Annotated in this window: 14 protein-coding genes; 9 read left to right on the top strand and 5 right to left on the bottom strand. The window is 43.1% G+C overall.

The window, feature by feature from the left end; all coding sequences use genetic code 11:
• Positions 1–345: 345 nt before the first annotated feature.
• The gene (locus tag J5067_RS07535; RefSeq protein WP_264650864.1) at positions 346–525 is read right to left on the bottom strand and encodes a hypothetical protein; all 180 of its coding nucleotides are present in this window, start codon (positions 523–525) and stop codon (positions 346–348) included.
• Positions 526–537: 12 nt separating this feature from the next.
• On the opposite strand from J5067_RS07535, the gene J5067_RS07540 reads away from it, so the two are divergent.
• Positions 538–2,343, top strand: coding sequence for a type IV secretory system conjugative DNA transfer family protein (locus J5067_RS07540; protein ID WP_264650861.1), 1,806 nt, complete (start codon positions 538–540; stop codon positions 2,341–2,343).
• Positions 2,343–3,089 carry a MobC family replication-relaxation protein gene (gene mobC / locus J5067_RS07545; protein WP_264650786.1) on the top strand — a complete coding sequence of 249 codons (747 nt, stop codon included), beginning with the start codon at positions 2,343–2,345 and terminating at the stop codon, positions 3,087–3,089. The genes J5067_RS07540 and mobC overlap by 1 nt, the downstream gene beginning before the upstream one ends.
• A 257-nt stretch (positions 3,090–3,346) precedes the next feature.
• Here the strand turns inward: mobC and J5067_RS07550 are convergent, their stop codons facing one another.
• Positions 3,347–3,901, bottom strand: coding sequence for a hypothetical protein (locus J5067_RS07550; RefSeq protein ID WP_264650787.1), 555 nt, complete (start codon positions 3,899–3,901; stop codon positions 3,347–3,349).
• 331 nt (positions 3,902–4,232) lie between these two features.
• Positions 4,233–5,177 carry an ArdC family protein gene (locus J5067_RS07555; protein WP_264650788.1) on the bottom strand — a complete coding sequence of 315 codons (945 nt, stop codon included), beginning with the start codon at positions 5,175–5,177 and terminating at the stop codon, positions 4,233–4,235.
• Positions 5,178–5,537: 360 nt separating this feature from the next.
• Here J5067_RS07555 and J5067_RS07560 point away from each other — a divergent pair, with 360 nt between their 5' ends.
• Positions 5,538–5,756, top strand: a complete 219-nt coding sequence (locus J5067_RS07560) for an AlpA family transcriptional regulator (RefSeq protein WP_264650789.1) — start codon at positions 5,538–5,540, stop codon at positions 5,754–5,756.
• A 121-nt stretch (positions 5,757–5,877) separates the two neighbouring features.
• On the opposite strand, the gene J5067_RS07565 is transcribed toward J5067_RS07560, so the two are convergent.
• Positions 5,878–6,141: a helix-turn-helix transcriptional regulator gene (locus J5067_RS07565; RefSeq protein WP_264650790.1), complete on the bottom strand. Its 264-nt coding sequence runs from the start codon at positions 6,139–6,141 to the stop codon at positions 5,878–5,880.
• Positions 6,142–6,421: 280 nt separating this feature from the next.
• On the opposite strand from J5067_RS07565, the gene J5067_RS07570 reads away from it, so the two are divergent.
• The 6 genes from J5067_RS07570 to J5067_RS07595 all read left to right on the top strand — a co-directional run bounded on the left by J5067_RS07570 (position 6,422) and on the right by J5067_RS07595 (position 13,029).
• Positions 6,422–6,673: a helix-turn-helix transcriptional regulator gene (locus J5067_RS07570; RefSeq protein WP_264628501.1), complete on the top strand. Its 252-nt coding sequence runs from the start codon at positions 6,422–6,424 to the stop codon at positions 6,671–6,673.
• 495 nt (positions 6,674–7,168) lie between these two features.
• Positions 7,169–8,602: a DNA cytosine methyltransferase gene (locus J5067_RS07575; RefSeq protein ID WP_264650791.1), complete on the top strand. Its 1,434-nt coding sequence runs from the start codon at positions 7,169–7,171 to the stop codon at positions 8,600–8,602.
• A 6-nt stretch (positions 8,603–8,608) separates the two neighbouring features.
• Positions 8,609–9,076 (top strand): very short patch repair endonuclease, encoded by a 468-nt coding sequence (locus J5067_RS07580; RefSeq protein ID WP_264628412.1) that lies wholly within the window; start codon positions 8,609–8,611, stop codon positions 9,074–9,076.
• Between the two features lie 172 nt (positions 9,077–9,248).
• A complete protein-coding gene (locus tag J5067_RS07585) occupies positions 9,249–10,571 on the top strand; it encodes an MvaI/BcnI restriction endonuclease family protein (protein ID WP_264650792.1) in 1,323 nt (440 codons plus the stop codon).
• Positions 10,572–11,366: 795 nt separating this feature from the next.
• Positions 11,367–12,416 (top strand): DUF262 domain-containing protein, encoded by a 1,050-nt coding sequence (locus J5067_RS07590; RefSeq protein ID WP_264650793.1) that lies wholly within the window; start codon positions 11,367–11,369, stop codon positions 12,414–12,416.
• The gene (locus J5067_RS07595; RefSeq protein ID WP_264650794.1) at positions 12,409–13,029 is read left to right on the top strand and encodes an MAE_28990/MAE_18760 family HEPN-like nuclease; all 621 of its coding nucleotides are present in this window, start codon (positions 12,409–12,411) and stop codon (positions 13,027–13,029) included. The genes J5067_RS07590 and J5067_RS07595 overlap by 8 nt, the downstream gene beginning before the upstream one ends.
• 379 nt (positions 13,030–13,408) lie before the next feature.
• Here J5067_RS07595 and J5067_RS07600 read toward each other — a convergent pair whose 3' ends face one another.
• Positions 13,409–14,668 (bottom strand): integrase arm-type DNA-binding domain-containing protein, encoded by a 1,260-nt coding sequence (locus J5067_RS07600; protein WP_264650862.1) that lies wholly within the window; start codon positions 14,666–14,668, stop codon positions 13,409–13,411.
• Positions 14,669–14,755 lie beyond the last annotated feature (87 nt).

The raw sequence follows: 14,755 nt of genomic DNA on the forward strand, positions 1-14,755 counted from the left end.
CACCGGCGAGCGTTCCCCCCAGGGAACCGAGCAGGCCGGGGGGAGCCAAATAAATTTTGCCGCCCCAGCGAGCAAAAAGACGCGCCCACGCGTCGGTTTATTTGGGGGGCGCAGCCCCGCACACCGTCGCCGCTAAGTCTCCGGCCAACAGCCGGTAGCGTGGCGCGACCAACCCCTTTAAAGGTTCGCTTCCCGCTTATTTCACGTTGCAAGGAACGCGCAAGGGAAATAAAGGGCCAAAGCGACCGTCTTAAAGGGGTTGGTCGCGCGTAGCGCGCGACGGTGTGCCGCCCTTGACCCTGGGGGTTTTGGTGCGGCGTCCAGCCGCGACATTACCCCCATGCGTCAGGCAATAAGGGCGTCCAGCCCGCATGAACTGGCGCACGCCGTTCGGGCCGGGAAGTATACCTCCCGGCACATGATCGCAATGCGGTCACCCGCTTTCGCCCCATGCGCTCGCCCTGCCTCTTCGCCCAACACCGTGGGGCGAATGGCCGGGGCAATGCGTTGGGGCGAGTGGCTCACGAAGGAGGCTCCATGATTTTAAATAAACTGGCCATCTCACTCTCTCCGCTAGTCAATGGCGCACTGACCTTTATCGCTTTCACGCAAGCTTATCAACTGTTGCTGGCCTTATTCTCGGGTCTGACCATGCCCTTTTTACTGGCCTTCAAAAGCGATGGTCGGCAACATATTGTGTTATGGAAAAAACTGATTATGGGGTTTTCCCTGTTATGTTTTTTCTCTGGCACAATGGTCCCGGTCGTTATCGAATTTTTTCAGTGGCTGTATAACATCAGGCTCACCAGTGATAACACCGTACTGGTCTGGTCACTACGGATGGTTTTCACCGTAACCGGGATCATTTTTCATATTATGCTGCGCCGGGTATTAACACCGGAACTGGACAGGATAAAGACACGTCTCGTCAAAAAGACAACGCTTGAAAGAGCGCTGCGAACGGATATCCGCACGGTAAAGTCACTCCTGCCTGACACCCTGCATTATGATCCGCTGGGTTATATCAACCTGAGCAACGGCATCTTCATCGGTCTAAATCGGGAGAAACACCCCATGTATCTCCCGTTAAAAGACTGGCAAAAGCAACATGCCGATATTATCGGGACTACCGGTGCCGGTAAGGGTGTTGTCACCGGAATATTACTTTATCAAAGTATTCTTGCCGGTGAAGGCGTATTTATTATGGACCCTAAAGACGATGAATGGGCACCGCATCTTTACCGCAAAGCCTGTGAGGATGCTGGTAAACCCTTTGTCCTGATTGACCTGCGAAAACAGCATTACCAGTTAAATCTCATTAAGGATATTACCGATGACGAACTGGAGGAATTGTTTGTTGCAGGATTCAGTCTGGCGGAGAAAGGTCAGGAGTCCGACTTTTACCGTATCGATGACAGAAAGGCAGCACGGATGGCGGCACAATTTGTCCGCCACCATCCAGAGGCTACCCTCCGGGATATTTATAACGGTGATTATGTTCAGGGCATTGCGGAGAACATGAAAGCTTTTTACGGCAAGATAGAAGAGCTGGCATTACTCAATGCCATCAACGCACCGGGAGGATATGCACTTAAACAGACTTTTGAGGAAGGCGGTTGCTGCTATGTCATCGGCTCGATGCGCAACAGCAAAATCATTACCGCCCAACGCATGTTGCTGGTTCGCCTTTATCAGTTAGCCGAGCGACGCGACCGGATAAATACAGCGCCCCGCCCCATAGCCATCTTTCTCGATGAACTGAAATACCATTTATCCAAACCCGCATTGGAGGGATTGGGGGCGGCCCGGGATAAAGGCGTACATATCATCATGGCGCATCAATCCATCGCCGATCTAAAAGACTGCCCGGCAGATTTGAACGGTGAGGCAGTTATTGGCGCTGTCGTTGAAAACGCCAAATTCAAACTGGTTTATCGTGTTATGGATCCGGATACCGCTGAATGGGTGGCGAGAATGTCCGGCACCATATTGGTCGATGATGAAATCCGCAAGGCACAAACCAATGCAGTACTGACAGAGACCATCGACAGTGAACGTAGCATCAGGCAGGCGGAACGCTTTTTTATCGACAGTAATATGATGCTGAACCTGCCCGACTTTGTCAGTTTCATCTTTACGACAAATGCCCTGCCCACAGCCTCGTTGATTTCTCCCATCAGAGTGAAGAAACGCACGCTGGAGATTTGTTCCCTTTCTTCTGATATTGCTGCCACTGCAGCGACGGTAAAAATCGCACTGGCTTTCAGTGATGAAGAAGAAAGTACAGCAACGCCGGCATCCGATGAAGCAGGATCATATTTACCCGATAATCAGGAGGATTAATGCTTATCTCAACACCGGACGAACGCACCGCACTGAATAGCGGGAAGATAAAAAAATTACTGTGCTTTCTGAAAGAAGAAACCTACAGCGACTTTAAAATGCTGATGCTGCTGTTTGATTTCAAAGACCACAAGTCGCTTTATACGCTGCTGGCAAAAGTCGTGGGGCTGGGGTTAATCCAAAAAGTTGTGCTCAAATTACCCCACATAAAAATTTCATTATGGGGGATCACCAATGACGGGCTGGCCGTTGTGTTAACCCCTGACGATGATATCTTCCCGGCTCGCTTCGAGCCCTCAAAAATCACGGGCTGGACGCTGGCACATCACCTGGATAATCAGGCAGCCCGGCTGATTCTGGAGAAGAAAGGCGCTTCCGGCTGGATAAACGGTGACCGTTCAGGCTTTGTCAGACAATATCAGGTAAAACACCGCCCGGATGGGGTGATCACACTCCCGGGCGGCAAAGTCATTGCTATCGAAACCGAAAGACACCTGAAAACCAAAGCGCGCTACCAGACGATTATCGCCAACCACTTACTGGCACGTACCCACAAGCAGTGGATGTACGTTTTCTATATCGTGCCAGACCTACAGAAAAAACGCGCCCTTGAACTGCTGTTTGCCAATATAAAATACGTCATCGTGAATCATCAGCATGTTCCGCTGGAGGCACGTCATCGGAACGTTTTTCGTATCTATACTCTCGATGAACTGCAACAACTGGAATTGGAACGATATTCATAAAATGGATGAGGTGTTACATCGCTCAGTTGAACTCACCGCGAGAAGTAGGCCGCCTACCTACAACGTATTAGTAGTCATATAAGGACAAATGAAAATCACCGCTGTACCTACATTTAGTATATCTGCGTGAACTAAATATCATTCTTAATATTTCTATCATGAACGACAACGCGAGATGTAACTATTAACAAAACATCCAGAGAAAAAAATTTTTTATTCCCACCATTAAATCGCCCGATAGCATATACTAGAAGGAATCATGAAACCATATTCATCGCTACTCCAATAACCGCCATACACATACTGCTCGCTAGTAATGCGACAGAATAGTATGCATAGTTATTAAACTTAGTAAATAACCATATATATCTCACCAACGACAATACTGCAATTGATATAGAGGAAACAAACATAAGAAAAGCATATATCCCAGCGATCACCCACCCGGTTTTTTCGTAAACCTCTTTTAATGAAAAGAGAAGAATAGTTAAGTAAAATGCTGATAAAGCGAGCCCACTTAAAAAATCATAAAAATCAATATACGTAATATTTTTCCCAACTTCAGGAAGACCAATGAATTTTTTTAATTTCTCATCACCGAACTGTGACAATAATCGGCTAATGATAGGCGAGAGAATTGCAAATACAATCACCAAATGCACAAATAACAACGCTAGCTTAAGCCTATTATCGGGCGATTGATTCAGTGGCCAATTAGATATTATTGAAAAATCCATTTTCACAAGAAAAATGAACAAAATAACAGAGGGGATGTATTCTGAAGACAATATCATTCGTATCCATTTAATCATTTGCATCTATCCTTCAGCTCATGGGAATTGTAAAACGGCGAAGTAATTACATCACCAAACCATTAATTGGTCATTTCATGGTTGCATATTCATAGCAAACCAGTCGAAATTTTTTCCAAAATAAATATTTCATAAAATTTTAATCTTATCTATTAAAAAATCAAGCGGTTTAACTCACAACACTTATCTGCTCGTGAGAACTGATTGAAAAAAGTGCCTAAGCATGACATAACTCTTCAATGCCAAACATGACTGAACGTCATCTCACTATGGCTCTACAACATTAAATCTATAACCTAAAAGGCAGCATTCCTTTGCTGCCCCGTCTAATTCAGAGTCTATCCATCAAATAGCGATGCGCTTTTGAGGCCGCACTGGCCGCTTTGAAAATATAACGCTTGTTGTCTTTCAGTGCCTTTAACCATGCGGCGATATAGCTTTCATGCTGAACCTCGCCGGTAATACCCAGATCGGCCATCAGGAACGCGCTTCCGAGCTCAGCAATCAACTCCTCAAACGCATAATCCTCACTGCCAAAGCGCCCTTTCATATCACGGTTCAGACGGCTTTTGGCACCCGTCCAGTGCACCAGTTCATGCAGACCGGTCGCGTAGAAATTAGCGGCATCAGAAAAAAGACGGCGCTCTGGCAGCCAGATTTCATCGGTTGATGGCCGGTAAAACGCGTTTTGTCCTTTCTCGGTAATGGTCGCGCCACTGTGGTGAAAAAGGGTTTCAACGCGCGACAACGTCTCGAAGGTTTCAGCGGGTAGTGTTGGCGCATCGTCCCGTGACAAACCGTCAATCTGTTCAACGTTAAAGACAATGAACGTTTTTAACATGGGGAAATGCTCGATATCGCCCGCCTCGTTTTCCTTCTCCACGGTGGTATAAAAAATGCCCGTGGTGCCGTGTTCACCTCTGCGCACTTGCCCGCCCACTGCCTTCGCCTGCTTGTAAGTCATCCAGCGCGGATCGCTGAATCCCTGTTTAGAGGCACTGCACCATAACAGCATGATATTGATGCCGCTATAAGCGACGCCAGTGGCAAAGTTAGACGGTAAACCTGACATGCCGGGCACACGCTGCCAGGGACAGATCCAGGGTTTTACGCCCGCTTCCAGGGCAGCGATGATGTGGTTGGTAACGGTCTGGCAGATATCCGTCTGGGTTTGAGACCATTTCGTTTTTGAGGAGCCTGACGGGTCCAGCGGGGATACGCTGGTCGCCGTTGCAGTGTTAGGGGCGCTGGTCCGGGTATGCAGGGAAGTTTTCATGGTTTTTTCTCCGTCGGTTGTGTGGTTTTCGTCTTCGTATCGCCTGACGGTTCGCTTTCCCGGCATCGTTCTGGCACGCAAGGGCGCAGCATGCGTGCACTTCACCCTTGCGTGACGGGTTGTGCTGGGAAACGATTAACCGGAAGCAGAGACGAACGAAAAACACACGGGAGAAAAAACCAGCCCTGCATATCCGGAGCTAGCGCCCCTTGGTCTGCAGCGGTGAAAAGCAGGATTTCAGAGAGCACGACGGACATCAATAGAGCCCCCCTCCAATTCTTAAAGAGAAAGTCGTCATGCATCAGGACACGCGCGTGCCGGTTTTCTTCCACCCTTCATCTTTCAGAAGGAGTTCGACTCATGACCCATACCCACCCACAGCATTCTGCAAATAACCCACTCGTTGATATGGCCTATATCACCGCGTATACCGGCATGACCGACAAGTGGTTCTATAAACTGATTAAGGACGGCGAGTTTCCGAAACCGATCAAGCTGGGCCGCCGATCGCGATGGCTAAGAAGTGAAGTGGAAGAGTGGATGCAGCGACGTATCGATCGCTCGCGTCCGTCGTCATAAAGCAGTAGGATTAACGTCGAATTGCACCATTAGCCAATCAACGCATCAGAAGGGGGAACCCGACCTCAAAAAATCGGATCCCCTCCACTCCTAATTTACATCTACTGGCACCAAAGAATAGTTACTCAAGCTTTCGCCTGATCTGCTTTTGACGATCAATAGGGTTGCCCGCTGAATCAAAGTAGCGGCTTGGCCAGATCTCCGAAGGATGAATCCCTAATGCTCCTGCGAGCAGGAATTCACCTTTCGGCCACGGTCGGATAAGGACATTAGCCAGTGTTGATGAACTAAGCCCAGCCTGTCTGGATAGCGCTGCCAGCGTAATCCGTTTCTTGTGCAACATAGCAATAATATCTGCTGGATGTTTATCACTCTTCCTAGCCATGTTTCCTCCCTGTTTGAAGTGACAGAAGACGTTTCCAACACCAATACTAAGTAATACTTAGTCACGCCCAACATACAGCTCTGAAAATCACTGTTGGCTATACAAGATGTCGATAGTTGCGCTCTTTAACAGAAACCGCACCGCGCGTTAAGTCCGCTTTATCCCTGTATTCGAGCATAAAAGCGCTTATTTTAAGACACTTAACTAAGTAATACTTAGTATATTTCCTAACAGAGTACGTCAACACTAAGGATTCCACATTGGGTTGGTCGGGATTGTCATGCTGCCACAGCGTTTAAAAGAAGCCAGATTGAGAGCAGGCTTGTCGCAACAGCGGCTTGGCGTTCTTGCTGGCATTGATGAATCCACGGCAAGCGCACGGATGAATCAATATGAGCGAGGAGTACATACCCCTGATTTTGATCTTGCCTGTCGTTTGGCAACAGTGCTTGATATTCCTGCCAGCTACTTTTATACCGTCGAAGATGAGCTTGCCGAATTAGTTCTTAATTTTCGCTCGACGAAAAAATAGCCCTCAACAGCGTGTTATCGCTGTGTTGGAATGGTGAAAGCTATGCTACCAGATCGCCCCCTTAATACTAATCCCTTCTTTTGTATTCAAACTAAAGGGCTAGGTAGTCTACAGGGATGAGTCAGTTGAAATTTAAACGCTGTTAACTTTAACCAAGCTCCGGCATACGGTATGCCTTCAGCGGAGATCGCTATACACAAAACACGATTCACCGAACACCAGCTCTTTGCTATTTTAGGGTGTATTGAAGCCGAACATGCTGTCAAAGGTATCTGCAGCTAATCGGGGACACATGAAAGGCTGGAAAACGATATTTTGTGGTATAAAAGTGCTAATCAGCAAAACAATGAAAAGATTTTTCGAGTGAAAGAACACTTATTAAACAGAGCATTGCTGTATATAGTCAATTGAAAACACTGTATATACATACAATTTATTTCTTCTGGGTAAAATACGTGATATGGTGTCACTAATTTGACACTGCTGGACACTAAGATGAAAGAGTTTATCTCATACGCTCAAGACGTGAATGAAAAATCGAAGGCTACACAACAACAAAAGCTTGAGGAAGATAAAAAGTTAGTTTACCAACTTCTTGAATCTTATGACCAAAAGTCTATAGCTAAAATATTACGAGAAACAGGTTGCAGCGACTGGACAAGAGAGACGCTTAGTCGATGGCTCAGTGGGAAAACCTTCCAAAAACCTCTGGTTGAAGCTGAGGTTGAAGTCCTTAGAAACATGCTACCAAAACCACCGAAAAACCATCCATGCTATGATTTTCGATTCATTGACTTGTTTGCCGGAATTGGTGGTATCAGAAAAGGGTTTGAGGCTATAGGGGGACAATGTGTTTTCACCAGCGAGTGGAATAAAGAAGCTGTCCGTACTTATAAAGCAAACTGGTTTTGTGATCCAGAACAGCATGTGTTTAATTCTGATATCAGAGAAATAACTCTAAGTGATAAAGAAGAGATCAGCGAAGCAGACGCCTACAAGAACATCCAAAAAGAAATACCGGATCACGATGTATTGCTAGCAGGATTCCCATGCCAACCGTTCTCACTAGCAGGTGTGTCGAAAAAGAACTCACTCGGACGAGCACACGGATTCGAATGTGAAGCTCAGGGAACGCTGTTTTTTGATGTTGCAAGAATTATTGCATCAAAAAAACCAGCCATATTTTTACTTGAAAATGTGAAAAATCTGAAAAGTCATGATAAGGGTAAAACATTCAAAGTAATTATGAACACTCTTGATGAGTTAGGCTATACAGTCGCAGATGCTGAATTTTCAGGTCCATCAGATCCTAAAATTATTGACGGGAAAAATTTCCTTCCTCAACACAGAGAGCGGATTGTGTTAGTAGGGTTTCGCCGTGATTTGAATATCCATCAAGGTTTCACTTTACGTAATATCTCACAGTATTTCCCTGAAAAACGCCCCACATTTGGCGATTTACTTGAGAACAGTGTCGATGATAAATATATTCTTACACCAAAGTTATGGAAGTATTTATACAACTATGCAAAAAAACACCAAGCTAAAGGCAATGGATTTGGGTTTGGCTTAGTATCCCCTTCAAACAGTGAAAGTGTAGCGCGTACCTTATCAGCACGTTACCATAAGGATGGCTCAGAGATACTGATTGACCGCGGATGGGATATGAAGCTTGGAGAAGTCGACTTTGACAATCCAGAAAATCAGAGGAACCGACCTCGGCGGCTCACACCCAAGGAGTGCGCCCGATTAATGGGTTTTGAGAGCCCCAAAGGGGATACTTTTTTCATACCTGTATCAGATACGCAGGCATACAGGCAATTTGGTAACTCTGTTATCGTCCCGGTTTTTTCCGCTACAGCACAATTATTGAAACCTTTTATATTGAAGGCAGTACAATTACAGAAGAAAAATAATCAGGCGGCATAAACCACTATGGCTGATGTCCACGACAAATTGACTCGCAGAAAAAATATGCAGGCAATACGCAACTGTGACACAGCCATAGAAAAAAAAATTTCCAGAATTCTTGATGAACTGGAAGTGGATTATAGCCCTCAGGTAAAAGAACTTCCTGGCCGGCCGGATTTTGTTATAGAACAATACCGGGCTGTTATCTTTGTGCATGGATGCTTTTGGCATGGGCATCAGTGTGACCTTTTCAAGATCCCAAAGACAAGAACTGAATTCTGGTTGAAAAAAATTGGTGATAATGTTCATAGAGATCGTCTGGTTATACATAAATTGATAGCAACAGGATGGAAAGTGTTACTGATATGGGAATGTGCTCTTAAAGGCCGCTCAAAAGCATCTCAAACAGAAGTATCAGAGCGAATAGAAGAATGGCTCTGCGCAAGTGATGTAAGTGCAGAGATCAATACAAAAGGCATAAACAAGATATAACAATATGATTACATTGACTTTAATAAATGATCACTAAAATATTAACAACCATGTTGCCTTCCATCCTCAGACCTCCCTCATACTAAATCTCATTCAATTTTCTCATCAATCGGGTTACCCTGTATCTAAGATTTTTCTGTGATGGATGACGCTGACTGATGGGGAAGTCAAAATGAACAAAGGCTCAGTTAATTTTGAAAAGATATGCAGTGTTTTGTCAAACATGGGTGCGGAAAGAGTCATCGTAAAAAGACTTGCTAATAATGATAACTCTAAACAACAGATATACCTTGGTTCAGACTATTCAGTTATCCAAGGCCTGCCTATTGGAGAAATAATATATTCAGGAATATCATCCAAAGGTGACACACTTAATGCAGCCATAAATTTATTTTGGATCACTCCTGATGGGAATAAGGAAGTTGCACCTGGTTCACAAATAATTTTATATCCACAATACCCGGAAGTTAGGCTTTCAGGGACACTGAAAAAATGTAAACTTTCACCATCTCATCTTATGCGGCCACCGACAAAGCAGGAGAGAGAACTTAGAAAAAACATGCATCGATATCTTATCATTGGTGTATGTAATAACCATGTTTTAACATATATGAGTGCATGGGACGATAATGTATCATTAGAAATAAAAAGCGCAATAGAAAGAAAAGAGTTATCAATTGTTTTTTCCGTCTTTTATGAAGTCCCTTCCTTAATTCAGAAAAGCAAAACAGTTCTTATAGAAAAACTAAAAGAAATTCATGAATACGGATATATAAAATCAAGAAGATTAGATAAAACAGGGAATGTTATAGATTACAAAGCTAAAAACGGTGCTGGATTTACTCTTGAAAGTTTCTTCGGAATAATACCTAACGGTAAATCTGAACCGGATTTTTTAGACTGGGAATTAAAAGCACACTCTGGTTCTGTAGTAACATTAATGACTCCTGAACCTAATACAGGGAAATATATTGAAGATATCCATTCATTCATGCATAATTATGCATCCAGTAAAAGAGAAGATCGGGTTGACTTTGCCAGTATACATAAAATTGGAGATACAAATAATAAAACAGGCTTATCATTAAATCTCGAAGGTTATGACTTAATCAAAAACAAAATCATAGACATGAATGGGGGATTATTTCTCAGGGATCGTTCAGGAGAGCTAGTTGCTGGATGGAGCTTTGAAAAATTACTAAACCACTGGAAAAGAAAACATGCAAAAACGTGTTTTGTATCTTATGAATATCAAGACTCTGATTCTGAAAGATATTATCGTTATGGACCTTCAGTAACACTAGCAACAGGTGCAGAATTTGAAAAGTTTTTCTCTGCATTAGCTGCTTCGACTATCTATTATGATCCCGGCATCAATATTAAATACACAGATAAAAAGGCTACTGTTAAAAAGAGAAATCAGTTTAGAATAAAATGGAAAGATATAACTGGTATATATACAGCCGTTGAAGAGTTAGATTTAACAAATTGTTGATATCAGCATGGGGGCTTGAATAGCTCTCATGCATCCAATCAATTCTTGTGCAATCGAAGCTTGTTTTATAGTAATTCAGTAAGGCAACACCAGACAGCCATTTTTAACTTTCGTGCAACATCATTAAAAATAATAAAGGCGTTATTATGAATAATAGGTCAGTGAGTAGGAATATTTACAAAATAAACTCAGATGTCATCGAATGCCTGCAGCACTAAGTGATAACTACAATCGTTTTAACAGTGCAGAAGAAACTTAGACGATATAGACAAAGTTCTATTGACAGAACAAAGCGCCCCACTGCGTTGGTAGTATACCAACTTATCCCGACAGAGGTTGAAAATATAGACTGCCAAGGCAGTTAACTCTTTAAATTGACTAAAGCAGTATTGTCAGAGATTGCGAGAAGAAGGAAAATTTTATTGCTCCACTTTCAAAGCTCTGATATAAAAAATTTACTGATATTGGAAGACCTGAATTTATCACAACAAAGTGAAATATTTAATGACACACAAAGCCCACATCGAAGCCATAACAGGTATTCCAAATGTCTCAGCGAGTGGAACGAACGTTAAACTTATCATTCATCAGCTTGATTTTTAGATCATTCAGGATAGCAAATATGTTAATTTACAATACAATCAACACGTTAGCAAAAAACACACCAATAAGCATCAAATTTAATCTGTTCACAAGTATTGTTTCTGCCCTGCCTAACCTGTAATAATGAGGGGTAAAATCAGTATTTTTATAAATCATTATTTTCCTAATTGTTAGTGATTTGACGGAGCAGCCATGGTTGATATTGAAGAAGTTATAACCAAGAAAAGAAATTCGCTAAAAGCAGATCGCTTAGATATGTCTTTTGGTGAACTGATGAATATGTACGAGGATGGTGATTTATTCATCACCCCTGAATACCAAAGAGCATTCCGATGGTCTAATTTTCAACAAACAAGATTTATTGAATCAGTATTATTAGGAATTCCGATCCCTCCAATTTTCGTAGCCGAAGATGACAAAGGTAAATGGGAAGTTGTTGACGGGCTTCAACGCATATCTACAATTTTTTCATTTTTTGGGATACTTTCTAGCTTTCCTGAAAAAAATAACCTTCAACTCTGTGAAGGTGAAATAGTCTCTGAGTTAGTAAACATAAAAATCAATGACTTACCTATAAGATTAAAAACCACAATTAAGAGAGCTGTGTGTCGTGTAGAAATAGTCAGATGGGATAGCAATGAGGATATTCGTTATGAACTTTTTAACAGACTCAATACTGGCGCAAGCCCACTTTCTGACCAAGAAATAAGAAACTGTATATTTAGATCTTACCCTGTAGATCTAAATCAAATTTTACGTGATGTGGCTGCGATGCCTAATTTTATTAATTTAATAAGTCCCTCACCAACAAAAAAAGAAGAAATGTTTTTAGAGGAACTTGTTTTACGCTATTTTGCATTTAAACATTTCAATGATGATTTCAAGACAACTATACCGAATTTCCTTTCAGATTTCATGCGAGTTGTTTCGAAAGGAGAGTTCGCCTTCGATTTAGATGCTGAAAAAAAATCCCTTATTGATTTAATCGATTTTCTAGTAATAAATAACGGTAGGGAGCTGTTTAGACCCAAAGGTCCATTTGCACTTCATTTATTTGACTCAATGTCTTACGCTTTACCAAAAGTATATGACACCATTAGTGGTAATGAGGATAAAATTTTAAGATCGATTAGCACCCTTTTAACTGATGAGGCATACCAAGGTATAAGTGTTTTAGCATTTTCAACTACACGTATCCGTAACCGTATGGATCGTGCATTGGAGATTTTCAGGAGTGCATAGTTTAGTAGAAGAGATCAATGAGACAAATGCCTGGAGGGATGGGGAATTTGCAAAATTTAGAGTCAACCCTCATCAGGTAGAAAGTATATTATGGGGGCGTATGTGCGTACCTATGATTTATGCAAATTGGGAGGGTTTTGTTGTAAGTTCACTAAAAATGCTTTTACAACATTTAAATAGTCTAGGATTAACCCCTTTACAAATCCCTACCCGGCTTGTTGTTGTCGGATTGGGTGATACTTATAGGAGTTTAAGTGGCAAACAATCATTTGAACAGAGATGTACTTTTACTGATAAGTTCAATGAATTGTTGAGAAATACTGTTAGATTTAATACAAAGATCGAAACAAAATCTAATTTACATAGTGAAGTTTTGAAGGAATTATGCCAGATGTTTAACTTTAACTATGCACGATTTACACACTTAATCAGTACACTAGACCGTCTGGTACATGTCAGAAATTGTATTGCTCATGGTGAGAACTCAATATTACCGACTCAAGAAAATATAGAAAAATTTATTGATGCAGTAAAACACAGCATAGATATTTTAATGGACGAGATCGATATTTTTTTAATGCAAGAGAGCTATTTATATCAGCAACAAGCATGAACGAAGAATGCCGTCTACATAAGCGGCATCTTTGAATACACTTAAATTATCTAAGTAAAACGATCTGACTTCTGTTTTCAGTGCAAACCGTGTGAAAACCCTAGCTAAAAACTGATATACTTGACGCTATGAAAAATATTACTTGGTTCTGATGATTATATCAGTCAAGTTTCCGTAGGAATGCAATTTTGTGTCATTTTTCCACTTCTGCAACAAAAATATTCACATGTTCTAGATAATGCATGGGTTTTTAGGAAGATAGTTTTTAAACCGAAAATTTATGATTACACGCTGCACCTAATATAATATTTAGCAGTGTTCCGATAAATAAGCTGTTATCTGATCCAGCCAGAATAACAGCCTACTTATCCACTACACACTAACCCGCCGTCAACCTCCCAAAATCAAACGGACTCACCGCCCTCTCCCGATTCGCATCAAGAAAATCCGCCCACCATTGCAGCATCAGCTTACGCTCATCCAAATGTTCCGCCTTATGGATATACGCAGCGCGCACACCATTGCGCTCCTGATGACTCATCTGCCGCTCAACTGCATCCCGCGACCACAACCCCGACTCAATCAACGAACTACAGGCCATAGTGCGAAATCCATGACCACATACTTCCGTTTTCGTGTCGTAGCCCATGGTTTGCAGCGCCTTGTTCACCGTTCCCTCACTAACCGGTTTACGTGGTGAATGATCGCCAATGAAAACCAGCTCATACTGCCCGCTCACCTCTCGAATCTTTTTAAGGATCTCCAGTGCCTGACGGCTCAACGGAACCAGATGCGCTGTGTGCATTTTTGAGCCGCGCTCAGAGAACTTCACGCCGGGGATCGGTTTACGCTCTGGCGGGATGGTCCACAAAGCGCGTTCAAAGTCGATTTCCGGCCAGCGGGCAAAGCGCAGTTCACTGGAGCGGATAAAAAGCAGCAGGGAGAGATTAATCACCCACTTGGTAAACTCCCGACCTTTATATCTGTCAATGCGGCCCAGCAGTTCAGGCAAACGTTCAAGCTCTAACGCCGGGCGGTGTTCAACCTTGGCGGGCATAATTGCCCCGGCCATATCATGTGCCGGGTTATAGTCAATCAGGCCGTTTTGCACGGCATAGGTCATGATGACGCTAACTCGTTGCTTCAAACGTTTGGCTACTTCTACCCGCCCTGAGCGTTCAACACTTTTGATCGGGGCCAGCAAGTCGCGCGTTTTCAGATCTGCTATGTGAGTACTACCGATAGCGGAGAAAATATTGTCGCTCAGGCTTTTCAGGATCCGTGCTGCATGTGCATCCGACCATTTCTTGTTGTCGGCATGCCATGCGCGGGCCACTGCCTCGAAGGTTTGTTCAGCATGGTGCTGCTGAATTTTAACTTCCTTCTTGTGCTCGTTGGGATCAATGCCCGCAGCAATCAGTTTTCGCGCTTCATCGCGTTTCTGTCGCACTTCAGAAAGGCTAACTTCAGGATAGAGTCCCAAGGCCAGCGTCTTTTCTTTGCCATCGGAGCGATAACGCAAGCGCCAGTATTTTGAACCATTGGGGTGTATCAGGAGAAACAACCCATTGCCGTCGGTGAGTTTGTAAGCTTTCTCTTCCGGTTTTGCTGAACGTACCTTCATGTCCGTGAGTGCCATCATGCAGCTCCTTCAATAAAAGCGATGTTGCGGGTACAGAGATTTATTGAACCGAAATGTACCCGTATTTGTACCCGCACACGCAAG

This window comes from Candidatus Symbiopectobacterium sp. NZEC151 (assembly GCF_025962655.1).
Lineage (GTDB): Bacteria > Pseudomonadota > Gammaproteobacteria > Enterobacterales > Enterobacteriaceae > Symbiopectobacterium.

What these genes read in the sequence shown, in the direction of transcription:
- J5067_RS07540 (WP_264650861.1), top strand. Translation starts at nt 538, where the DNA reads ATGATTTTAAATAAACTGGCCATCTCACTCTCTCCGCTAGTCAATGGC.
- mobC (WP_264650786.1), top strand. Translation starts at nt 2,343, where the DNA reads ATGCTTATCTCAACACCGGACGAACGCACCGCACTGAATAGCGGGAAG.
- J5067_RS07550 (WP_264650787.1), bottom strand. Translation starts at nt 3,901, where the DNA reads ATGATTAAATGGATACGAATGATATTGTCTTCAGAATACATCCCCTCT.
- J5067_RS07555 (WP_264650788.1), bottom strand. Translation starts at nt 5,177, where the DNA reads ATGAAAACTTCCCTGCATACCCGGACCAGCGCCCCTAACACTGCAACG.
- J5067_RS07560 (WP_264650789.1), top strand. Translation starts at nt 5,538, where the DNA reads ATGACCCATACCCACCCACAGCATTCTGCAAATAACCCACTCGTTGAT.
- J5067_RS07565 (WP_264650790.1), bottom strand. Translation starts at nt 6,141, where the DNA reads ATGGCTAGGAAGAGTGATAAACATCCAGCAGATATTATTGCTATGTTG.
- J5067_RS07570 (WP_264628501.1), top strand. Translation starts at nt 6,422, where the DNA reads ATGCTGCCACAGCGTTTAAAAGAAGCCAGATTGAGAGCAGGCTTGTCG.
- J5067_RS07575 (WP_264650791.1), top strand. Translation starts at nt 7,169, where the DNA reads ATGAAAGAGTTTATCTCATACGCTCAAGACGTGAATGAAAAATCGAAG.
- J5067_RS07580 (WP_264628412.1), top strand. Translation starts at nt 8,609, where the DNA reads ATGGCTGATGTCCACGACAAATTGACTCGCAGAAAAAATATGCAGGCA.
- J5067_RS07585 (WP_264650792.1), top strand. Translation starts at nt 9,249, where the DNA reads ATGAACAAAGGCTCAGTTAATTTTGAAAAGATATGCAGTGTTTTGTCA.
- J5067_RS07590 (WP_264650793.1), top strand. Translation starts at nt 11,367, where the DNA reads ATGGTTGATATTGAAGAAGTTATAACCAAGAAAAGAAATTCGCTAAAA.
- J5067_RS07600 (WP_264650862.1), bottom strand. Translation starts at nt 14,668, where the DNA reads ATGGCACTCACGGACATGAAGGTACGTTCAGCAAAACCGGAAGAGAAA.